Source organism: Methylobacterium sp. R2-1, assembly GCF_014191355.1.
Classification (GTDB): domain Bacteria; phylum Pseudomonadota; class Alphaproteobacteria; order Rhizobiales; family Beijerinckiaceae; genus Methylobacterium.
The window spans coordinates 136,689-152,948 of the sequence record NZ_JACHWM010000003.1 but is presented as its reverse complement, the minus strand read 5'-3'; the positions used below and the strand labels follow the sequence as shown (position 1 = coordinate 152,948).

The 16,260-nt window shown below is 68.3% G+C and carries 16 protein-coding genes; 10 read left to right on the top strand and 6 right to left on the bottom strand.

Annotated elements, in window-relative coordinates; all coding sequences use genetic code 11:
* Window positions 1-43 precede the first annotated feature (43 nt).
* Complete coding sequence (locus tag FHU13_RS05565; protein WP_183434891.1) at window positions 44-649, top strand: HD family hydrolase; 606 nt, start codon at window positions 44-46, stop codon at window positions 647-649.
* On the opposite strand, the gene FHU13_RS05560 is transcribed toward FHU13_RS05565, so the two are convergent.
* A complete protein-coding gene (locus tag FHU13_RS05560) occupies window positions 639-2,963 on the bottom strand; it encodes a transglycosylase SLT domain-containing protein (protein WP_183435102.1) in 2,325 nt (774 codons plus the stop codon). The genes FHU13_RS05565 and FHU13_RS05560 overlap by 11 nt on opposite strands.
* A 200-nt stretch (window positions 2,964-3,163) precedes the next feature.
* Between FHU13_RS05560 and dapA the strand changes: the two genes are divergently transcribed.
* Both dapA and smpB read left to right on the top strand, forming a co-directional pair.
* Window positions 3,164-4,054 (top strand): 4-hydroxy-tetrahydrodipicolinate synthase, encoded by an 891-nt coding sequence (gene dapA, locus FHU13_RS05555; RefSeq protein WP_183434890.1) that lies wholly within the window; start codon window positions 3,164-3,166, stop codon window positions 4,052-4,054.
* 105 nt (window positions 4,055-4,159) lie between these two features.
* A complete protein-coding gene (gene smpB, locus FHU13_RS05550; protein ID WP_183434889.1) occupies window positions 4,160-4,633 on the top strand; it encodes an SsrA-binding protein SmpB in 474 nt (157 codons plus the stop codon).
* 222 nt (window positions 4,634-4,855) lie between these two features.
* On the opposite strand, the gene FHU13_RS05545 is transcribed toward smpB, so the two are convergent.
* The 4 genes from FHU13_RS05545 to rpoZ all read right to left on the bottom strand — a co-directional run bounded on the left by FHU13_RS05545 (window position 4,856) and on the right by rpoZ (window position 9,616).
* Window positions 4,856-5,512, bottom strand: coding sequence for an NYN domain-containing protein (locus tag FHU13_RS05545; protein WP_183434888.1), 657 nt, complete (start codon window positions 5,510-5,512; stop codon window positions 4,856-4,858).
* 520 nt (window positions 5,513-6,032) lie between these two features.
* Entirely contained in the window at window positions 6,033-6,623 is a 591-nt protein-coding gene (gene pyrE / locus FHU13_RS05540) for an orotate phosphoribosyltransferase (RefSeq protein ID WP_183434887.1), read from the bottom strand.
* 103 nt (window positions 6,624-6,726) lie between these two features.
* A complete protein-coding gene (locus FHU13_RS05535) occupies window positions 6,727-8,958 on the bottom strand; it encodes a bifunctional (p)ppGpp synthetase/guanosine-3',5'-bis(diphosphate) 3'-pyrophosphohydrolase (protein ID WP_183434886.1) in 2,232 nt (743 codons plus the stop codon).
* A gap of 247 nt (window positions 8,959-9,205) precedes the next feature.
* The gene (gene rpoZ / locus FHU13_RS05530) at window positions 9,206-9,616 is read right to left on the bottom strand and encodes a DNA-directed RNA polymerase subunit omega (protein WP_003602879.1); all 411 of its coding nucleotides are present in this window, start codon (window positions 9,614-9,616) and stop codon (window positions 9,206-9,208) included.
* Between the two features lie 204 nt (window positions 9,617-9,820).
* Here rpoZ and FHU13_RS05525 point away from each other — a divergent pair, with 204 nt between their 5' ends.
* The 4 genes from FHU13_RS05525 to FHU13_RS05510 all read left to right on the top strand — a co-directional run bounded on the left by FHU13_RS05525 (window position 9,821) and on the right by FHU13_RS05510 (window position 12,639).
* Window positions 9,821-10,387 (top strand): NifU family protein, encoded by a 567-nt coding sequence (locus tag FHU13_RS05525; protein ID WP_183434885.1) that lies wholly within the window; start codon window positions 9,821-9,823, stop codon window positions 10,385-10,387.
* 149 nt (window positions 10,388-10,536) lie between these two features.
* The gene (gene tsaB / locus FHU13_RS05520) at window positions 10,537-11,217 is read left to right on the top strand and encodes a tRNA (adenosine(37)-N6)-threonylcarbamoyltransferase complex dimerization subunit type 1 TsaB (protein WP_183434884.1); all 681 of its coding nucleotides are present in this window, start codon (window positions 10,537-10,539) and stop codon (window positions 11,215-11,217) included.
* The gene (locus FHU13_RS05515; protein WP_183434883.1) at window positions 11,214-11,735 is read left to right on the top strand and encodes a GNAT family N-acetyltransferase; all 522 of its coding nucleotides are present in this window, start codon (window positions 11,214-11,216) and stop codon (window positions 11,733-11,735) included. The genes tsaB and FHU13_RS05515 overlap by 4 nt, the downstream gene beginning before the upstream one ends.
* Before the next feature lie 25 nt (window positions 11,736-11,760).
* Complete coding sequence (locus tag FHU13_RS05510; RefSeq protein WP_183434882.1) at window positions 11,761-12,639, top strand: 1-acyl-sn-glycerol-3-phosphate acyltransferase; 879 nt, start codon at window positions 11,761-11,763, stop codon at window positions 12,637-12,639.
* A 4-nt stretch (window positions 12,640-12,643) separates the two neighbouring features.
* On the opposite strand, the gene FHU13_RS05505 is transcribed toward FHU13_RS05510, so the two are convergent.
* Complete coding sequence (locus FHU13_RS05505; protein WP_183434881.1) at window positions 12,644-13,084, bottom strand: MEKHLA domain-containing protein; 441 nt, start codon at window positions 13,082-13,084, stop codon at window positions 12,644-12,646.
* A gap of 128 nt (window positions 13,085-13,212) precedes the next feature.
* Here FHU13_RS05505 and miaB point away from each other — a divergent pair, with 128 nt between their 5' ends.
* From miaB to ybeY, 3 genes are read left to right on the top strand one after another with little or no spacing between them, the layout of a single operon-like run.
* Window positions 13,213-14,553, top strand: coding sequence for a tRNA (N6-isopentenyl adenosine(37)-C2)-methylthiotransferase MiaB (gene miaB / locus FHU13_RS05500; RefSeq protein WP_183434880.1), 1,341 nt, complete (start codon window positions 13,213-13,215; stop codon window positions 14,551-14,553).
* 36 nt (window positions 14,554-14,589) lie between these two features.
* The gene (locus FHU13_RS05495) at window positions 14,590-15,696 is read left to right on the top strand and encodes a PhoH family protein (protein WP_183434879.1); all 1,107 of its coding nucleotides are present in this window, start codon (window positions 14,590-14,592) and stop codon (window positions 15,694-15,696) included.
* Window positions 15,697-15,713: 17 nt separating this feature from the next.
* Entirely contained in the window at window positions 15,714-16,199 is a 486-nt protein-coding gene (gene ybeY / locus FHU13_RS05490) for an rRNA maturation RNase YbeY (RefSeq protein WP_183434878.1), read from the top strand.
* Window positions 16,200-16,260: the final 61 nt, after the last annotated feature.

Below are 16,260 nucleotides of genomic sequence, written 5' to 3'. Positions count from 1 at the left end.
GCCGATCCCTTCAACCGTGCCGCAAGACGCCGGGAACGATGACATGGACGACGTGAACGACGAAGCCTCTGCCCTCGTCCAGCGATTCGCCTTCCTGGCCGAGATCGACGGGCTCAAGGCCGTGCTGCGCCAGAACCGGACCATCGGCGAGCGTCGGCGCGAGAACTCGGCCGAACATTCGTGGCACTTGGCGATGTTCGCCCTCGTGCTGGGCGATCTCGCGCCCGGTCTCGACATGGGCCGCGTCGTCGCGATGCTGCTCGTGCACGACATCGTCGAGGTCGATGCCGGCGACATGCCGATCCACGGCGTCTACGACGCTGCCGCCCTGGCGCTGGTCGAGGCGGCCGCAGCGGAGCGGATCTTCGGGCTCCTGCCCGCGCCTCAGCGGGACCGCTTCCTGGCGCTGTGGCGGGAATTCGAGGCGGTCGAGACGGCGGAAGCTCGCTTCGCCAAGGCGCTCGACCGACTCCAGCCGCTGCTGCTCAATACGTTGACCGAAGGCGGCACCTGGGCCGAGAACGGCCTCACCGAGGCACGGGTGATGGCGCGCTACCGGCCGGTGATCGAGCGCGGCATCCCCGGCCTCTGGCCCTTCGTGGAGGCGCTGGTGCGCCGCCACTACCAGGACCGACCCGCTACGGCGTGACCGGTTGGGCCTCCGCGCTCACGGCGGAGCGGGCGCCGCGGGCGAGGTCGCGCTCGATCAGCAGGGCGCTCTTGCCGTCGAGGCGGTTGCGGTAGACTTGCAGGTTCTCCATCACCCGCTGCACGTAGTTGCGCGTCTCGGTGAAGGGGATGCGCTCGACCCAGTCGATCGGATCGACATCGGGCCGGCGCGGATCGCCGTAGGCATCGACCCATTTCTTCACGTTGCCGCCGCCCGCGTTGTAGGAGGCGAAGGCGAGGATGTAGGAGCCCTTCCAGTCCTCCATCAGTTCGCCGAGATGGGCCTGCCCCAGCCGCGCATTGTAGGCGGGGTCGCTGGTGAGGCGGTCGGTCTCGTAAGAGGTCGAGACGCGCTTGGCCGTGCGCTGGGCGGTTGCCGGCATCATCTGCATCAGGCCGCGTGCCCCGACGCCGGACTGAGCCCGAGGATCGAACTGGCTCTCCTGCCGGGCGATGGCAAAGACCATGGCCCGTTCGACCTGCGGCACTGCCGTAAAGGTTTCGTATTCGGGGATGCCGATGGTCGGGTAGGCGTGGGTGTCGAGCGCCAGCCCCCGCTGCGTGGCGAGCTTGCCGATGGCGACCAGCGCCCGCGCGTCGCGCATCGCCACCGCCGTCTCGCCGAGCGCATTGACCTGCGCCTCCTCGGTCAGCGATCGGGCGGCGTCGATGTAGAGCGGCAGCGCCAGATCCTTCATCTGGGCAGCCGACAGGAGCTTCAGGCCGCGGATAAAGAGCCGGTCGTCGAAGGCGGCCCGTGCTGTCGAACTCAACTCGGCGGCGCGGCGCAAGGGCAGGCTGTGCTGGCCGAGCCGGGCGCGGGCGAGCTGCCCGTAATAGGCGATCGGCTGGAGCGCGGCGCGCTCGTAGAAGCTTTTCGACTCGGCGGTCCTGCCCGCGGCTTCCGCCGCACGACCCTGCCAGTAGGCGGCACGCGCCAGCGAGATCGGCGTCTCGGCCACGCTCGCGGCCAAGGCGAAGTGCCGCTCGGCCGCGGCCGGGTCGCTCATGAAGCGGAGCGCGATCCAGCCGGCATGGAACTCGGCCTCGATCCGCTTCTCGGAGGTGCGGGCGGAGTGCGCGGCGGCCACTGCGTAGGCGGTCTTGGGCTCGCCCGCATCCATCAACTTGCGCGCCACGATCCGGCGCTCGACCCACCATGTGTCCCCGTCGGTGAGGACCTCCGGGTTGGTCGGGGCCGAGAGGAGCACCTTGGCCGCCTCCGCCGCCTTGTCGGCCCGGCGAAAATACTGGGCGCGCGAGAGCAGGTAGGACGAATCGTTGCGTAAGGAGGGCGGCACCGCCGCGAGGGCAGGGGCCGCCCCGGCCTTGCCCTGCACCGCCCGGCGGGCGCGCACGAGGCTGGCATACGAGCCACCGGCATAGTCGGCGGCGCGGGCGGCGGTCGTCCAATCCTCCTTCAGGAGGGAACGCTCCATCCGGTAGCGGTGATCGATCGCCGTGAGCACGCCGGGGAAAGCGTCCGTCACCCTGGTCTCGAGGCTGCGCCCAAAACTCTCCTCGCGCCACAGGTCGTGCACGAGGTCCGCGGCGTCGGCATCGAGCCCGTCCGCGCGCAAGGCGAGTGCCAGGGCGAACTTGCCCGGCGCGCTCGCTGGCTTGGCGGTGGCGAAGTAGGCGCGCACGATCGCCGGGCTCTTCTTCTCCGTGAGCAGCCGCTCCTCTGCGCGGCGACGCAGCAGCGGACCGGCCGGCCAATCGGGATTGGCTCGGGTGAAGGCAACGACCCGCTCGAAGCTGACGCCGGCGCCGGCGCGAATCGCCACCCATTCGAGCAGCGCCCGCGCCGCCGGATCGGTGAAGCCCGCGGCGAGCCGGTCGCCGTCGCTGACCTTGCCCTTGCGGTAGAGATCGATCGCCTCGCGCAACTGCCCGAGATCGGTCTCGCCCGAGGCGATCGGGCGAGCCGGGTCCGGCACTTCAGGAGAGGGGGCGGCCGGCGAAACGGCCGCGTCGGGCAGCGGGAAGGCGACCGGTCCATCCGATTCGGTGGAGGCGTAAGCAGAGGCCGCAGCGGGCAACGGCTTGTCGGAAGCCGCTTCGCCCGCGCTCGGATCGAGGCGCAGTGCGTCCGCCGCCACGGGATCGGAGGCGGGGCCCTGGCCGTCGCTGACCTGCCCCGCGGGCGCGGTGGCATCGCTCGACGGAGCAGCGGGCGCCGAGGCCGGTTGCGGGTTGCGAGCCTCGACGGCAGTGCCCCGTTGCGGCAGCACGGCGGTGCCGGACAAGACGAGCCCGAGGAGCAGGGGCAGGGAGCGGGCGGGGAACGCCAAGGTCATCAGACACCCCGACACGGAGCCAAGCCTTAAGCTGGGCTCCGGTCCGTTAAGATGGCATTAACTGCGCAAGCGAAGCGTTTGCGCGCGGGCTGGGGAGGGCCTATGTCTCGCGCGTCCCAAGCGCGGCCCATAGGCGGCCGCAGCCGCCGGGGCACGCCAGACGACAGGCAAGAAGAACGGCCGGGAACGCCAGGATGACCGATACCCATGCCCGCCTTCGCGGCTCGATGACCGCGCTCGCGACACCTTTCCGCGACGGCGAGTTCGACGAGTCGGCCTTCCGGAAATTCGTAAACTGGCAGATCGAGCAGGGCACCCACGCCCTGGTGCCGACCGGCACCACCGGCGAGAGCCCGACGCTGAGCCACAGCGAGCACGACCGCGTGGTCGAGGTTTGCGTCGCCGAAGCTGCCGGCCGGGTGCCCGTGATTGCTGGCGCCGGGTCGAACTCGACGCGGGAGGCCGTGGCGCGGGCGCGTCATGCCGAGAGCGTCGGCGCGGATGCGGTGCTCACCGTCACGCCCTACTACAACAAGCCGACCCAGGAGGGGATGTACGCCCACTTCAAGGCGGTGAACGACGCCGTCGGCATCCCGATCATCATCTACAACATCCCCGGCCGGTCCGTGGTCGACATGAGTGTCGACACCATGAAGCGGCTGTTCGAGCTGAAGAACATTGCCGGCGTGAAGGACGCCACGGCCAAGATCGACCGTGTCAGCCTCCAGCGGCAGGCATTGGGAGAAGACTTCATCCAGCTTTCTGGCGAAGATGCGACGGCGCTCGGCTTCAATGCACATGGCGGCCGGGGCTGTATCTCCGTGGTCTCGAATGTCGCACCGCGGCTCTGCGCCGATCTGCAGGAAGCGACGCTCGCGGGTGATTACGCGAAGGCCCTGGCGATCCAGGACCGGTTGATGCCGCTGCACGTGCAGATGTTCTACGAATCGAACCCGGTGCCGGCGAAATACGCTCTCTCACGCCTTGGGCTGATGTCGGAGGAGGTGCGCCTACCGCTGGTTCCGGCGACCGAAGGCTGCCGCCGCGCGGTCGATGCCGCGCTCGCCCATGCCGGCCTGATCTGACGACCTCGGCCTGATCCGAGAAGATCCGGCTGGACGCCTCGCCGGAGAACGCGGCGGTCCCCATATCGGTGGACCGTCGCCGCCCGACCGCGAATCTGAAGAAGAATGGCACCGAAAACCGAACCCGGCCGGCGCATCGTCGCCGACAACCGCTCCGCCCGCTACCACTACGCGATCGAGGACACGCTCGAGGCCGGCATTGCGCTGACCGGCACCGAGGTGAAGTCGCTGCGCGGCGGTAAGGCGACGATCGGCGAGTCCTATGCCGGTCCGTCCGGCAACGACCTGATGCTGTTCAACGCCTACATCCCGGAATATTTGGAGGCGAACCGCTTCAACCACGACACCAAGCGGCCCCGCCGCCTACTGCTGCACCGTCGTCAGATCAACAAGCTGATCGGCGCGACACAGCGCCAGGGCTATACGGTGATTCCGCTGAAGATCTACTTCAACGACAAGGGCCGCGCAAAGGTCGAACTCGGGCTCGGCAAGGGCAAGCAGCTCCATGACAAGCGTGAGAGCGTCAAGCAGCGTGACTGGCAGCGCGACAAGGCCCGCCTGATGCGCGACAAGAGCTAAGGCCGCTTCGCCTCAATTTGGTGCCGCGACAGGGCGGCTCCGTCTGACCGGCAGCCGCGCTCCAGACCGAGTGCCGGTGCGCCCGCCGCATCGTGAACAACCGCGAAGTGATCCAGCAGCGCGGCCCCCGGAAGGAGCTGTGCTCCGGATTGCCTCGGCTCGGCCCGCGATGACGGCGAGGATTATTCTCCCGTCATCGCGGGCCGAGCCCTCATGCTTTGCTCAGCCTTCGGATTCTTCTTCGGAGGGGCCGGGACGGATGCCGTAGCGGCTCTCCAGACCCGGATTGGCGCGAGGCGCACGCTCGGCGAAGTCGCGGCGGGGACCGTCGCCGGCCGCTCGGGCGGTGCGCTCGCTCGGGTCGCGGCCGATCCGACCGGCGAGATGGGCGAGGTCGATGAACTCGTCCGCCTGACGACGCAGGTCATCGGCGATCATCGCCGGCTGGGTCTGGATCGTCGAGACGACGGAGACGCGCACGCCGCGGCGCTGAATCGCCTCCACGAGCGAACGGAAATCGCCGTCGCCGGAGAACAGGACCATGTGATCGATGTGGGGAGCAAGTTCGAGCGCGTCGATGGCGAGCTCAATATCCATATTGCCCTTGATCTTGCGGCGGCCAGCCGAGTCGGTGAACTCCTTCACCGGCTTCGTGACGACGCGGTAACCGTTATAATCAAGCCAATCGATTAGAGGACGAATCGAGGAATACTCCTGATCTTCGATCATCGCAGTATAATAGAAGGCTCGAATAAGATTATCGCGGCTCTGAAAATCCTTGAGCAGCCGCTTGTAATCGATATCGAAACCGAGCGCCTTCGTGGTCGCATAAAGGTTTGCGCCGTCGATAAAAACCGCGGTACGCTGTTTATCACTCATGGATTGGCCCGTGTGCTGGAGCTAAAACTTATTTTTTGGAAATTCAGACATGAACGCAGCACATGAAATGCAAAATCAATGCACTGCCGAGGTCCGGCATTCCTGCATTCTCGACGGATAACAGCAGCCAGGTTCCGGAACCGGCTGCGGTTCGAACAGTCGTTGCCCGGTCTACGGATCACGGATTCGACGAGTGGCAGGGCCCGCAATGGCGCTACAGGCACCGGCACGAGCCGCCACCGTCGTGGCCGAGCGAGTAATCTCTGTCAAGTGATAGACAGAGCCGACACGGACTGCGCTCAGCGTGCTCGAAGATGACCTGCTACAACTAATAGGTTATTTCCAAAGCCATTTCTATACTGATGATTGTGAATCCCGGCGCGTTTAGCATCAGGGAACAACCATACATACCTGAAGTTGCCGGCCAGACCAAACCGACGTGTGTTAGCTTGTCGGAACCTTCGCAGCGCCGTACGGCCGCGGCTGAGACCTCGGCCGTGCGGAGTTGTCACGCCTGCCGTTAGGTCGTCGAGATCGCACGGCTGCCCGGCTTGACCGCGGGGAGGGCAGCGAGCTCCGGGGGGAGAGCGTCGGGGGAGTAGGTCGGGATATCGAGGGTGACGAGGGAGACGAGCGGCAGTCCGATCTCGCCGCGTCCGCCGGAGCGATCGATCAGGCAGGCCGCACCGACCACCTCTCCGGCCTCGTCCTTCAGGGAGGCGAGGCATTCGCGGGCCGAAAGCCCGGTCGTCACGATGTCCTCGACGATGACCGCGCGGGCTCCCGCGGGGATCGAGAAGCCGCGGCGCAGGGTGAAGGGGCCGCCCGGATCGCGCTCGACGAAGATCGCCCTGGCGCCGAGGTGGCGGGCGGTCTCATAACCGGGGATGATGCCGCCGATGGCCGGCGAGACCACGATATCGATCCGGCCGAACTGCTTCGTTATGACCTCCGCCAGCGCCCGGCACAGCCGCTCGGTGCGCGCGGGATCGGAGAAGATCGTCATCTTCTGCAGGAAGGTCGGCGAGCGCAGGCCGGAGCTGAGGATGAAGTGTCCCTGCAGCAGGGCCCCCGCGGAACGGAACTCTTCGAGGACTTCTTCCGGCGTCATGATCACCTGCTCGCCAACGCGTGGTCCGCCGCTTCTTGCAGCGGCGCGCGCCAGGCGCAAGCCGAGCGCGAGGGGACGGCAAGCGCGTCGTATGGAACGACGCTCAGCCGTTCACCCGCTCCACGCGGCTCACGGAGCGCTTGCCGCGCAGATCCGCGACGATGGCGGTGAGGTGTTTCAGATCCGGCACCGACAGATCGATGGAGATGTCCGTGAAGTCCTGTGTGCGCCGCTTCATCGAGACGTTGTCGATGTTGCCGTCGTGCTCGGCGATCACCTGGGCGATCTGCGCCAGCGTACCGGGCTCGTTGATCGATTCGAGCGCGAGCTTGGCCGGGAAGCGTTCCTGCGAGCCCTCTACGTCCCAGCGCACGTCGAGCCAGCGCTCGGGCTCGTTGTCGAAGGCGGCGAGCGCGGCGGACTGGATCGGGTAGATCGTCACGCCGACACCTGGGGTGAGGATGCCGACGATGCGATCCCCTGGCAGTGCGCCGCCGTTCGGGGCGAAACTCACCGGCAGATCGCCGGCTAATCCGCGGATCGGGATGCTGCCCGAAGCCGAGGCGCCGTCGGCCTCCCCTGAGAAGGTCAGCCGCATGGTCTGATCCTTGGAGCGGGTGAGCCGCCCCGCCGCTCCGCTGGCCGCCGGGCCGCCGCTCGCACCGGGGCGGCGCTCGTCCTTGAAGTCGGGGTAGACCGCCTTCACCACGTCGCCGGAGAACATCTCCCCGCGACCCACCGCGGCGAAGACGTCCTCGGTGCTCGCGCGGGCGAGCCGGGGCAGGGCGCCGCGCAGCTTCTCCTCGGAAAAGCTCTTTCCCGCCCGCTCGAAGGCGCGGTCGAGAATCTGGCGGCCCAAGCCCGCATATTGCCGCCGCACGGCGGCGCGGGTCGCCCGGCGGATCGCGGCGCGGGCCTTGCCGGTGACGACGAGCGACTCCCAGGCGGCCGGCGGAGAAGCTCCGTCGGAGCGGGCGATCTCGACTTCGTCGCCGTTGGCGAGTTCGTGCAGCAGAGGGGCGAGCCGTCCATTGATCTTGGCGCCGACCGCCGTGTTGCCGACATCGGTGTGGACGGCATAGGCGAAGTCGATCGGCGTGGCGCCCCGCGGCAGGGCGATGAGACGGCCCTTGGGTGTGAAGCAGAACACCTGGTCCTGGAACAGCTCCAGCTTGGTGTGTTCCAGGAATTCCTCCGGCGAATCGCCCTCGGCCAGGAGCTCGATGGTGCGGCGCAGCCACTGGTAAGCGCCGCTCTCGGTGGCGAGCCGCGGATGGATCTCGCCCTCACTGCCCTCGACGGAGGCCTCCTTGTAGTGGGCATGGGCGGCGATGCCGTACTCGGCGATCTCGTCCATCTCGGCGGTGCGGATCTGAAGCTCGACGCGCTGGCGCTTCGGCCCGATCACCGTGGTGTGGATCGAGCGATAGTCGTTCTGCTTCGGCGTCGAGACGTAGTCCTTGTAGCGGCCCGGCACCATCGGCCAGCTCGTATGCACCACCCCGAGCGCGGCGTAGCAATCCGCCACGGTGCCGACGATCACGCGGAAGCCGACGATGTCGGAGAGCTGCTCGAAGGCGACCGACTTGCGCTCCATCTTCGACCAGATCGAGAACGGCTTCTTCAGCCGCCCCTTCACTTGCGCGGTGAGGCCGCGCGCCGCGAGCCGCGCGGTGAGGTCGTGCTCGATGCTCTCGATGACACTGCCGGACTTCGCCGAGAGGTCTTCGAGCCGCTTGGTGATGGTGGCGTAGACCTCGGGCTTGAGGGTGCGGAACGAGAGGTCTTCCAGTTCGTCGCGCAGTTCCTGCATGCCCATGCGGCCGGCGAGCGGCGCGTAGATGTCGAGCGTTTCCTCGGCGATCCGCGCCCGCTTGTCGTCGCGCATGAAATGGAGCGTGCGCATGTTGTGCAGGCGATCGGCGAGCTTGACCAGGAGGACCCGCACATCCTCGGCCACCGCCAGCAGCAGCTTGCGGAAGTTCTCGCCCTGCACCGCTCGCTTCGAGACGAGATCGAGGCGCTTGAGCTTGGTCAGCCCATCCACCAGCGCGCCGATCTCGGGCCCGAAGATCTCGCGGATTTCGTCGAGGGTGGCGGCGGTGTCCTCCACGGTGTCGTGCAGCACCGCCGCGACGATGGTGGCGTCGTCTAGGCGCAGGTCGGTGAGGATCGCGGCGACTTCGAGGGGATGGGCGAAGAATGGATCGCCCGAAGCGCGCTTCTGCGTGCCGTGCGCGCGCATGGCGTAGACGTAGGCGCGGTTCAGAAGCGCTTCGTTCGCGGCCGGATTGTAGCGCTTGACCCGCTCCACGAGTTCGTACTGGCGCATCATCCGCCGAAGAATCCTGCTCTCAATGTGTCGGAAGCCCGGCCGGGAGCGGCCGCGGTTGCGCACCACCTTCCCGCATCAGCGGCCGTTTCGCCAGACCCCAAGGGTCACGCACGGCGTCGCGGAGGATGCGCCACCGTTCCGTCCGGCCTGCATGGTTTGCAGGTTGCGAAGGCGCCAAGAGACGAGAACGCCCGCCGCTCGGGATCGAGGGCGGGCGCGAAAATCGGACTCGACTGCGAAAAGGCGCTTACTCGCCCTCGTCGTCGGTCTCGGTCGGCGGAGCCAAGTTTTCCAGGCCGCGCAGAAGATCTTCCTCGCTCATGAAATCGAACTGCACGTTCTTGTCGTCGGAGGACGACTGAGGCGCCACCGCCGCAGCGGCGGGCGAGCTCGACAGAAGCGGCACGGTCTCGGCCTCGGGCTCGTCCACCTCGACGTATTTCTGCATCGAGTGGATGAGCTGCTCCTTGAGATCCTCGGCCGTGATGGTCTCGTCGCCGATCTCGCGCAGGGCCACGACCGGGTTCTTGTCGCGGTCGCGCTCAACGGTCAGAGGGGCGCCGGCGGCGAGCAGGCGCGCGCGGTGGCTGGCGAGCAGGACCAGCTCGAAGCGGTTCTCGACCTTCTCGATGCAGTCTTCGACGGTGACGCGAGCCATGCGAGGCGGCTCCTTCCTCAGGCGCGGATACGAACGATATGCGTGATGAACGGGCTTCCTACACCGGATGCCGCTGCGCAACAAGTCGCGGGAGCGGTTGAGAATCCGCGAGCCCCGGTCCACATGGAAAGCGGCGCCGGCTGATCCCGGCGCCGCTTCCCGGCCGGCCTTGAACCGGCGCCAGCGGACCCGAGGATTCTTCTCATGTTCATCCAGACCGAAGCCACGCCGAACCCCGCCACGCTCAAGTTCCTGCCCGGCCGCGTGGTTCTCCCCGAGGGCACCTTCGAGGCGCGCGACGCCGAGGGCGCCGAACGCTCGCCGCTCGCGACTGCCCTGTTCGCGGTGCCGGGCGTGACCGGCGTCTATTTCGGGCACGACTTCATCTCGGTCACCAAGGCCGACGGCGTGAACGAGTGGCCGCAGGTCAAGCCTGCGGTGCTCGGCGCGATCATGGACCACTTCCAATCCGGTCGTCCGGTGCTCGCCGAGGGCACGGCGCTCGCCGAGGACGACACGGAGGAGTTCTACGACGAGGCCGACCACGACACGGTGGCGACCATCAAGGACCTGCTCGAGACGCGGGTGCGCCCGGCGGTGGCGGGCGACGGCGGCGACATCACCTTCCGCGGCTACCGTGACGGCATCGTCTATCTCGAGATGAAGGGCGCCTGCTCGGGCTGTCCGTCCTCCACCGCGACGCTGCGCCAGGGCGTGCAGAACCTGTTCCGCCACTTCCTTCCTTCCGTGCGGGAAGTCCAGGCGATCTGATTTCGGTCGCGGCTCTACGGGCATCGGAGCAACACAGCCGCGCTTCCTTGGGGAGGCCGGCGTCGGGTGCCCTGACGAGGGCGGTCGTTTCGTCCTAAACTGAACCCGATGGCGGGCGCGTGTGGCCCGCCGCCGGATGGAATCGACGTTTGCGAATCCTTGCCATCGATACGGCGCTCGAAGCCTGCGCCGCCTGTGTGGCCACCGACGACAGCGACGACCTGCTCGCCGAGGAGTCGATGCCGCTTGTGCGCGGCCATGCCGAGGCGCTGCTGCCACTGATCGAGCGGGTCATGGCCCGGGTCGAAGGCGGCTTCGAGGGGCTCGACCGGGTCGCGGTCACGGTCGGGCCGGGCAGCTACACGGGCTTGCGCGTCGGCCTCTCCGCCGCCCGCGCCATCGGACTTGCAGCGGGCATCCCCGTTGTCGGCGTGACGACCCTATCCGCCCTGTTGGCGCCCCAGCTCGCCCTCAACGGCGAGGACACGGTCGTCGCCGCGATCGATGCGCGCCACGGCGCCGTCTACCTCCAGGCCATGAGCGTGAATGAGGGCACGGTGATCCCGCCCCGTCACGTCGCCCTGGAGGAAGCGGTCGGTCTGCTCGCCGGGCGACGGGCGATCCTCACCGGCTCCGGTGCTCCCGCCCTCGCAGCGGCAGCGGGCGGAGCCGGCCTCTCCGTGGAGGTCACAGAGACGGGCGCGCCGCAGATCGCCTGGGTCGCCTCGCTCGGGCTCGTGGCCGATCCGGACCAGGCGCTGCCGCGCCCCCTCTACCTGCGCGGGCCAGACGCCCAGCCGCAGGATCATGCGAGGCTCGCAAGGGCATGACGCGCACCGTCTCCCCGTTCTGGCCGCTCGATTGGTGGTCCGCGTGGTGGGATGCCTGGGGCTCCGTGCCCTACGTCGCGCCGCTGCGGGACGCAGGGCAAGCGGGCGATCTGGAGAGGTTGCACGCGACCGCCTTCGCCCGCCCCTGGGCTGCCCACGAATTCGAGCGGTTGCTGTGCGAGCGCTCGACCGAGGCGCACGCCCTGCGCCGGGGCAACGCGCTGCTGGGCTTTGTGCTATCGCGCAAGGCCTCGGACGAGGCCGAGATCCTCACCATCGTGCTGGCGCCCTCCGCCCGCGGTGGCGGCCACAGCCACCGGCTCCTGCGCGAGCACCTGACCGCACTGGCCTTCGGCGGCATCCGCACGGTCCATCTCGAAGTCGACGAAGGCAACATGCCGGCCTTGAAGCTCTACGCCCGACACGGCTTCCTGAAGGTCGGCGAGCGCAAGGGTTACTATCCGCTGCCCAACGGCAGTCGGGCCACGGCGCTGACCATGAGCGCGTCTCTGTCGTGAGACGTCGCGAGAGCGCAGCCGCCCGATGACGCGCGCCGGCATCGGCCTCCGCCTGCTCGCCCAGGCGCTGGCCTTCCTGATCGTGATCGGGCCGCACTGGCTCAGTTTGCGCTTCGGGCGCGGTCGGCTCGCCGCACATATCCCGGTCCTTTTCCACCGCCTGTTCCTGCGCCTGTTCTCGGTGCGGGTGACGCAGAGCGGCACGCCGCCGCCGCCGGGCGAGCCGGCGCTCGTGCTGGCGAACCACGTTTCCTGGCTCGACATCGTCGCGCTCGGCTCGCTGCGTCCGCTCTCCTTCGTGGCCAAGTCGGAAATCGCGGGCTGGCCGTTGATCGGCCCGCTGGCCAAGCTCCAGCGCACCGTCTTCATCGAGCGGGCCAAGCGCGCGGCGACCGCTAGCGTCAATGCCACGGTCGGCCAGCGGCTCGCCGACGGCGACCTGATCGTGCTGTTTGCCGAGGGCACGACCGGCGACGGCCTGCGGCTCCTGCCGTTCCGCTCCTCGCTGGTCGGCGCGGCGCGCGCGGCCCTCACCGCGGAGTCCGGCGGCCTTGCGCGCATCCGGCTCCAGCCGCTGGCCCTGGCCTATCCGCGCCGCAACGGGCTGCCCGTGACCCGCGCCGAGCGACCGGAGATTGCATGGTACGGCGACATGGAACTCGCCCCCCATCTCACCCTGTTCGCCAACCGCGGTCCCATCGACGTGCACGTGAACTGGGGCGCGCCGATCGCTTTCGAGCCGGCCACCGACCGCAAGCTCGCCACAGCCCAGGCCGAAGCCGCCGTGCGCCGGGGCCTGCGGGAGATTCGTCACGGCGGCCCGCCATCTCGCCCGGTTCCGGCAGTGCCGGAGACGGCCGGGGAGGGCGCCGACGTCTCGGCGCCCGGCATGGCGGCGGTGTGAGCGGTCAGGCCGTCAACGGAAAGGTCGCCGCCTGCCCGCGCACGGTCCCGCATTCATCGACGAGTTGCCAGACGATGCCCTCGGTGACCGGGAAGCACCGCCCGTCCTTGGCGACCCGGATGCCGGCATAGCCCGAAACGAAGCCATCGCGGGCCACCGCATCGAGCAGCCGCTGCCGCTCGGCCCGCTCCGGCGCTTCCGCCGAGAGGCGCGAGGGCATGCCGACGATTTCTTGCCAGTCGTAACCGAAGGCCCGCTGCGCCGCCCGGTTGGCGTAGACGAAGCGCGGGTCGGCGCTCGTGTCATGCGCGAGCACCGCGAAGGGCGCCTGCACGTAGAGCCAGTCCGGCCCGTAATCCGGCTCGGGGATAAGCGGACGGCCGACGAGGCGCAGGAAGCTGCCGGTCAGCAGGGCGAAGAAGGCGGGATCTTCGGCAGGCCTCACGGGCGGACCTTTTCGGGTAGGCGAGAGGGTGAGCAAGAGAATCGTGTCGGCGACCGAAGCGTGATACAGGGCCTGTCGAGCAAAAAGTCCCCCAAAAATCGCCGCCCGCCGGCGGCAGGGTTGCGATCTTGAAGAAAGCCTACGTCAAGTCCTACGGTTGCCAGATGAACGCCTACGACGCCGGCCGCATGGCCGACGTGCTGGCGGCCGAGGGCTACAGCGCGACGGAGTCGGTCGAGGAGGCCGACGTCGTCGTCCTCAACACCTGCCACATCCGCGAGAAGGCCGCCGAGAAGGTCTATTCCGAACTCGGGCGCCTGCGCGTGCTGAAGGGCGAACGCGCCGAGAGCGGACAGGATACGCGGATCGTCGTGGCGGGCTGCGTCGCCCAAGCCGAGGGCCGCGAGATTTTGTCTCGCGCGCCCGCCGTGGACGTGGTGGTGGGTCCCCAGAGCTACCACCGCCTGCCGGACCTGCTGCGCCAGTCGCGCGAGAGCCGCGTCGTCGACACCGAGTTTCCGGTCGAGGACAAGTTCGATCATCTGCCCGCACGGCGCAACCGCGGGGTCACCGGCTTCCTCACGGTGCAGGAGGGCTGCGATAAGTTCTGCGCCTTCTGCGTCGTGCCCTATACCCGCGGCGCCGAAGTCTCGCGCTCAGTGGCGGCGGTGGTGGAAGAAGCGCGTCGCCTCGTCGAGGGCGGAGTGCGCGAGATCACGCTGATCGGCCAGAACGTGAACGCCTATCACGGCGACGGGCCGGACGGCGCACCGGCGACGCTTGGGCATCTGATGGACGCGCTCAGCGCGGTGCCGGGCTTGGCTCGCCTGCGCTACACAACGAGCCACCCCAACGATTTCGCCGACGACCTCATTCGCGCCCACGAACGGAACCCTCTGGTGATGCCCTACCTGCACCTGCCGGTGCAGTCGGGCTCGGATCGCATCCTCCACGCGATGAACCGCCGCCATACCGGCGACGCCTATCGCCGGCTGATCGAGCGCATCCGCAACGCGCGGCCCGACATCGCCTTGTCCTCCGACTTCATCGTCGGCTTCCCCGGCGAGTCTGACGCCGACTTCGCCGAGACCATGCGGCTCGTCGCCGATATCGGCTTCGCGGCGGCCTTCTCGTTCAAGTATAGCCCGCGGGCCGGCACGCCGGCGGCCGAGCGCGAGGACGCGGTTCCGGAGGAGGTGAAGACCGAGCGGCTCGCCGCCCTTCAGGAACTCCTCGATCGGCAACGGCACGCCTTCAACGCGGCCTCGGTCGGTACGATTGCCGAGATCCTGGTCGAGAAGACCGGTCGCCATCCTGGGCAGGTCGCGGGCAAGACGCCTTATCTCCAGGCGGTGCAGTTCGACGCCCCGGCCTCCACCATCGGCACCCTGGTCCCGGTGCGGATCACGCGCGCGGGCTCCAACAGCCTGTTCGGCGAGGCGCTGGAGGATGCGGCGGCCGCCGCGTGACCTATATGAGGCATATCACCATGCCGGATCTCTCGCGTGCCGATTGACGTTGCGTCCGCCCGTGGCCCTGCCGGCCGCAACAACCGACCGTCCGCCGGGCGTCCGAGCCTCTCCGAAGCCGTCGAAGTGTCGCTGACCTTCGATGACAACCGGCTCGCCAGCCTCGTCTTCGGCCAGTACGACCAGAACGTCGCCCATATCGAGCGGCGGCTCGGCATCACCGGCACGGCGCTCGGCAACCATCTCGTCGTCAAGGGGACACCCGAGGCCGCCGAGAAGGCGCGGCGCGTGTTCGAGCGGCTCTACGCCCGCGTGCAGAAGGGCGGCACGAGCCTGACGCTCGGCGATGTGGACGGGGTGATCCAGGAGGTCACCGTCCAGGGCAACCTGTTCCCCTCCGCCGAGATCGTCGCCGATAACGGCCGCGAGCAGTTCGAGCAGATCGCCACCCGCAAGCGCGGCGCCGTGCGCGCCCGCAACGCGGCGCAGAGCGACTACATCAAGCTCCTGCGCGCCAATGAACTCGTCTTCGCCGAAGGCCCGGCCGGCACCGGCAAGACCTGGCTCGCCGTCGGCCATGCGGTCTCCCTCTTGGAGCAGGGCCATGCCGAGCGCCTGATCCTGTCGCGCCCCGCCGTCGAGGCCGGCGAGCGGCTCGGCTTCCTGCCGGGCGACATGCGCGAGAAGGTCGATCCTTACTTACGCCCGATCTACGATGCGCTCTACGACTTCATGGAGGCGCGCCACGTCGATCGCGGCCTCCAGACCGGCATTATCGAGATTGCGCCGCTCGCTTTCATGCGCGGGCGCACGCTGACCAATGCCGTGGTGCTGCTGGATGAGGCGCAGAACACCACCTCGATGCAGATGAAGATGTTCCTGACGCGTTTGGGCGAGAACTCGCGCATGATCATCACCGGCGATCCGAGCCAGATCGATCTGCCGCCGGGCCAGAAGTCCGGCCTCGTCGAGGCGGTCAACGTGCTCGACGGCGTCGAGGGCATCGGCCGGGTGCGCTTCCGGGACGTGGACGTGGTGCGCCACGATCTCGTGCGCCGCATCGTCACCGCCTACGAAACCGCCGCCCACGGCGAGGCCGAGGCTGACCGCAACCCGAACCCACGGCGGCGGCCACTGGCCTGATCCGTCACACGACCGATATGAGCGATAACGAGATCGACATCGCCGTCGAGGATGCGCGCTGGGAACAGGCGATTCCGGATCTGGAAGCGTTCGCGCTGCGGGCGGTCGAGGCCGGATTGGCCATTCTGCCCGATTCGGTCCCTGGACCCGTCGAAGTGAGCGTCCTGCTCGCGGACGATGTCACCGTCCAGACCCTGAACCGGACTTGGCGAAACAAGGATAAGCCCACCAACGTGCTGTCGTTTCCGGCCGCGGACGGGCCGCTTCAGCCCGGCATGGCGCGGCCCTTGGGCGACGTGGTTCTTGCGTATGACACGCTCGTGCGCGAGAGTGAGGAGCAGTCGAAGCCGTTCGAGCACCATTTCGCCCACCTCCTCGTCCATGGCACCCTTCACCTTCTCGGACAGGACCATGAGACCGGCGAGGCAGAGGCCGACGCCATGGAGGCGCTCGAGGTCGCCGCGCTCCGGACTCTGGGCATTCCGAATCCCTACGCAGACTGAAGCGCTCTCCGCCAAAGTGGACACCGGTTCGGCGAAAGAGGGCGCGTCACCAAACACACTC

Excerpts from the sequence above, each read along its gene's own strand:
- dapA (WP_183434890.1), top strand. The coding sequence starts at position 3,164 with ATGACCGATACCCATGCCCGCCTTCGCGGCTCGATGACCGCGCTCGCG.
- smpB (WP_183434889.1), top strand. The coding sequence starts at position 4,160 with ATGGCACCGAAAACCGAACCCGGCCGGCGCATCGTCGCCGACAACCGC.
- ybeY (WP_183434878.1), top strand. The coding sequence starts at position 15,714 with ATGAGCGATAACGAGATCGACATCGCCGTCGAGGATGCGCGCTGGGAA.
- FHU13_RS05565 (WP_183434891.1), top strand. The coding sequence starts at position 44 with ATGGACGACGTGAACGACGAAGCCTCTGCCCTCGTCCAGCGATTCGCC.
- FHU13_RS05535 (WP_183434886.1), bottom strand. The coding sequence starts at position 8,958 with ATGATGCGCCAGTACGAACTCGTGGAGCGGGTCAAGCGCTACAATCCG.
- FHU13_RS05525 (WP_183434885.1), top strand. The coding sequence starts at position 9,821 with ATGTTCATCCAGACCGAAGCCACGCCGAACCCCGCCACGCTCAAGTTC.
- rpoZ (WP_003602879.1), bottom strand. The coding sequence starts at position 9,616 with ATGGCTCGCGTCACCGTCGAAGACTGCATCGAGAAGGTCGAGAACCGC.
- FHU13_RS05545 (WP_183434888.1), bottom strand. The coding sequence starts at position 5,512 with ATGAGTGATAAACAGCGTACCGCGGTTTTTATCGACGGCGCAAACCTT.
- FHU13_RS05515 (WP_183434883.1), top strand. The coding sequence starts at position 11,214 with ATGACGCGCACCGTCTCCCCGTTCTGGCCGCTCGATTGGTGGTCCGCG.
- pyrE (WP_183434887.1), bottom strand. The coding sequence starts at position 6,623 with ATGACGCCGGAAGAAGTCCTCGAAGAGTTCCGTTCCGCGGGGGCCCTG.
- FHU13_RS05510 (WP_183434882.1), top strand. The coding sequence starts at position 11,761 with ATGACGCGCGCCGGCATCGGCCTCCGCCTGCTCGCCCAGGCGCTGGCC.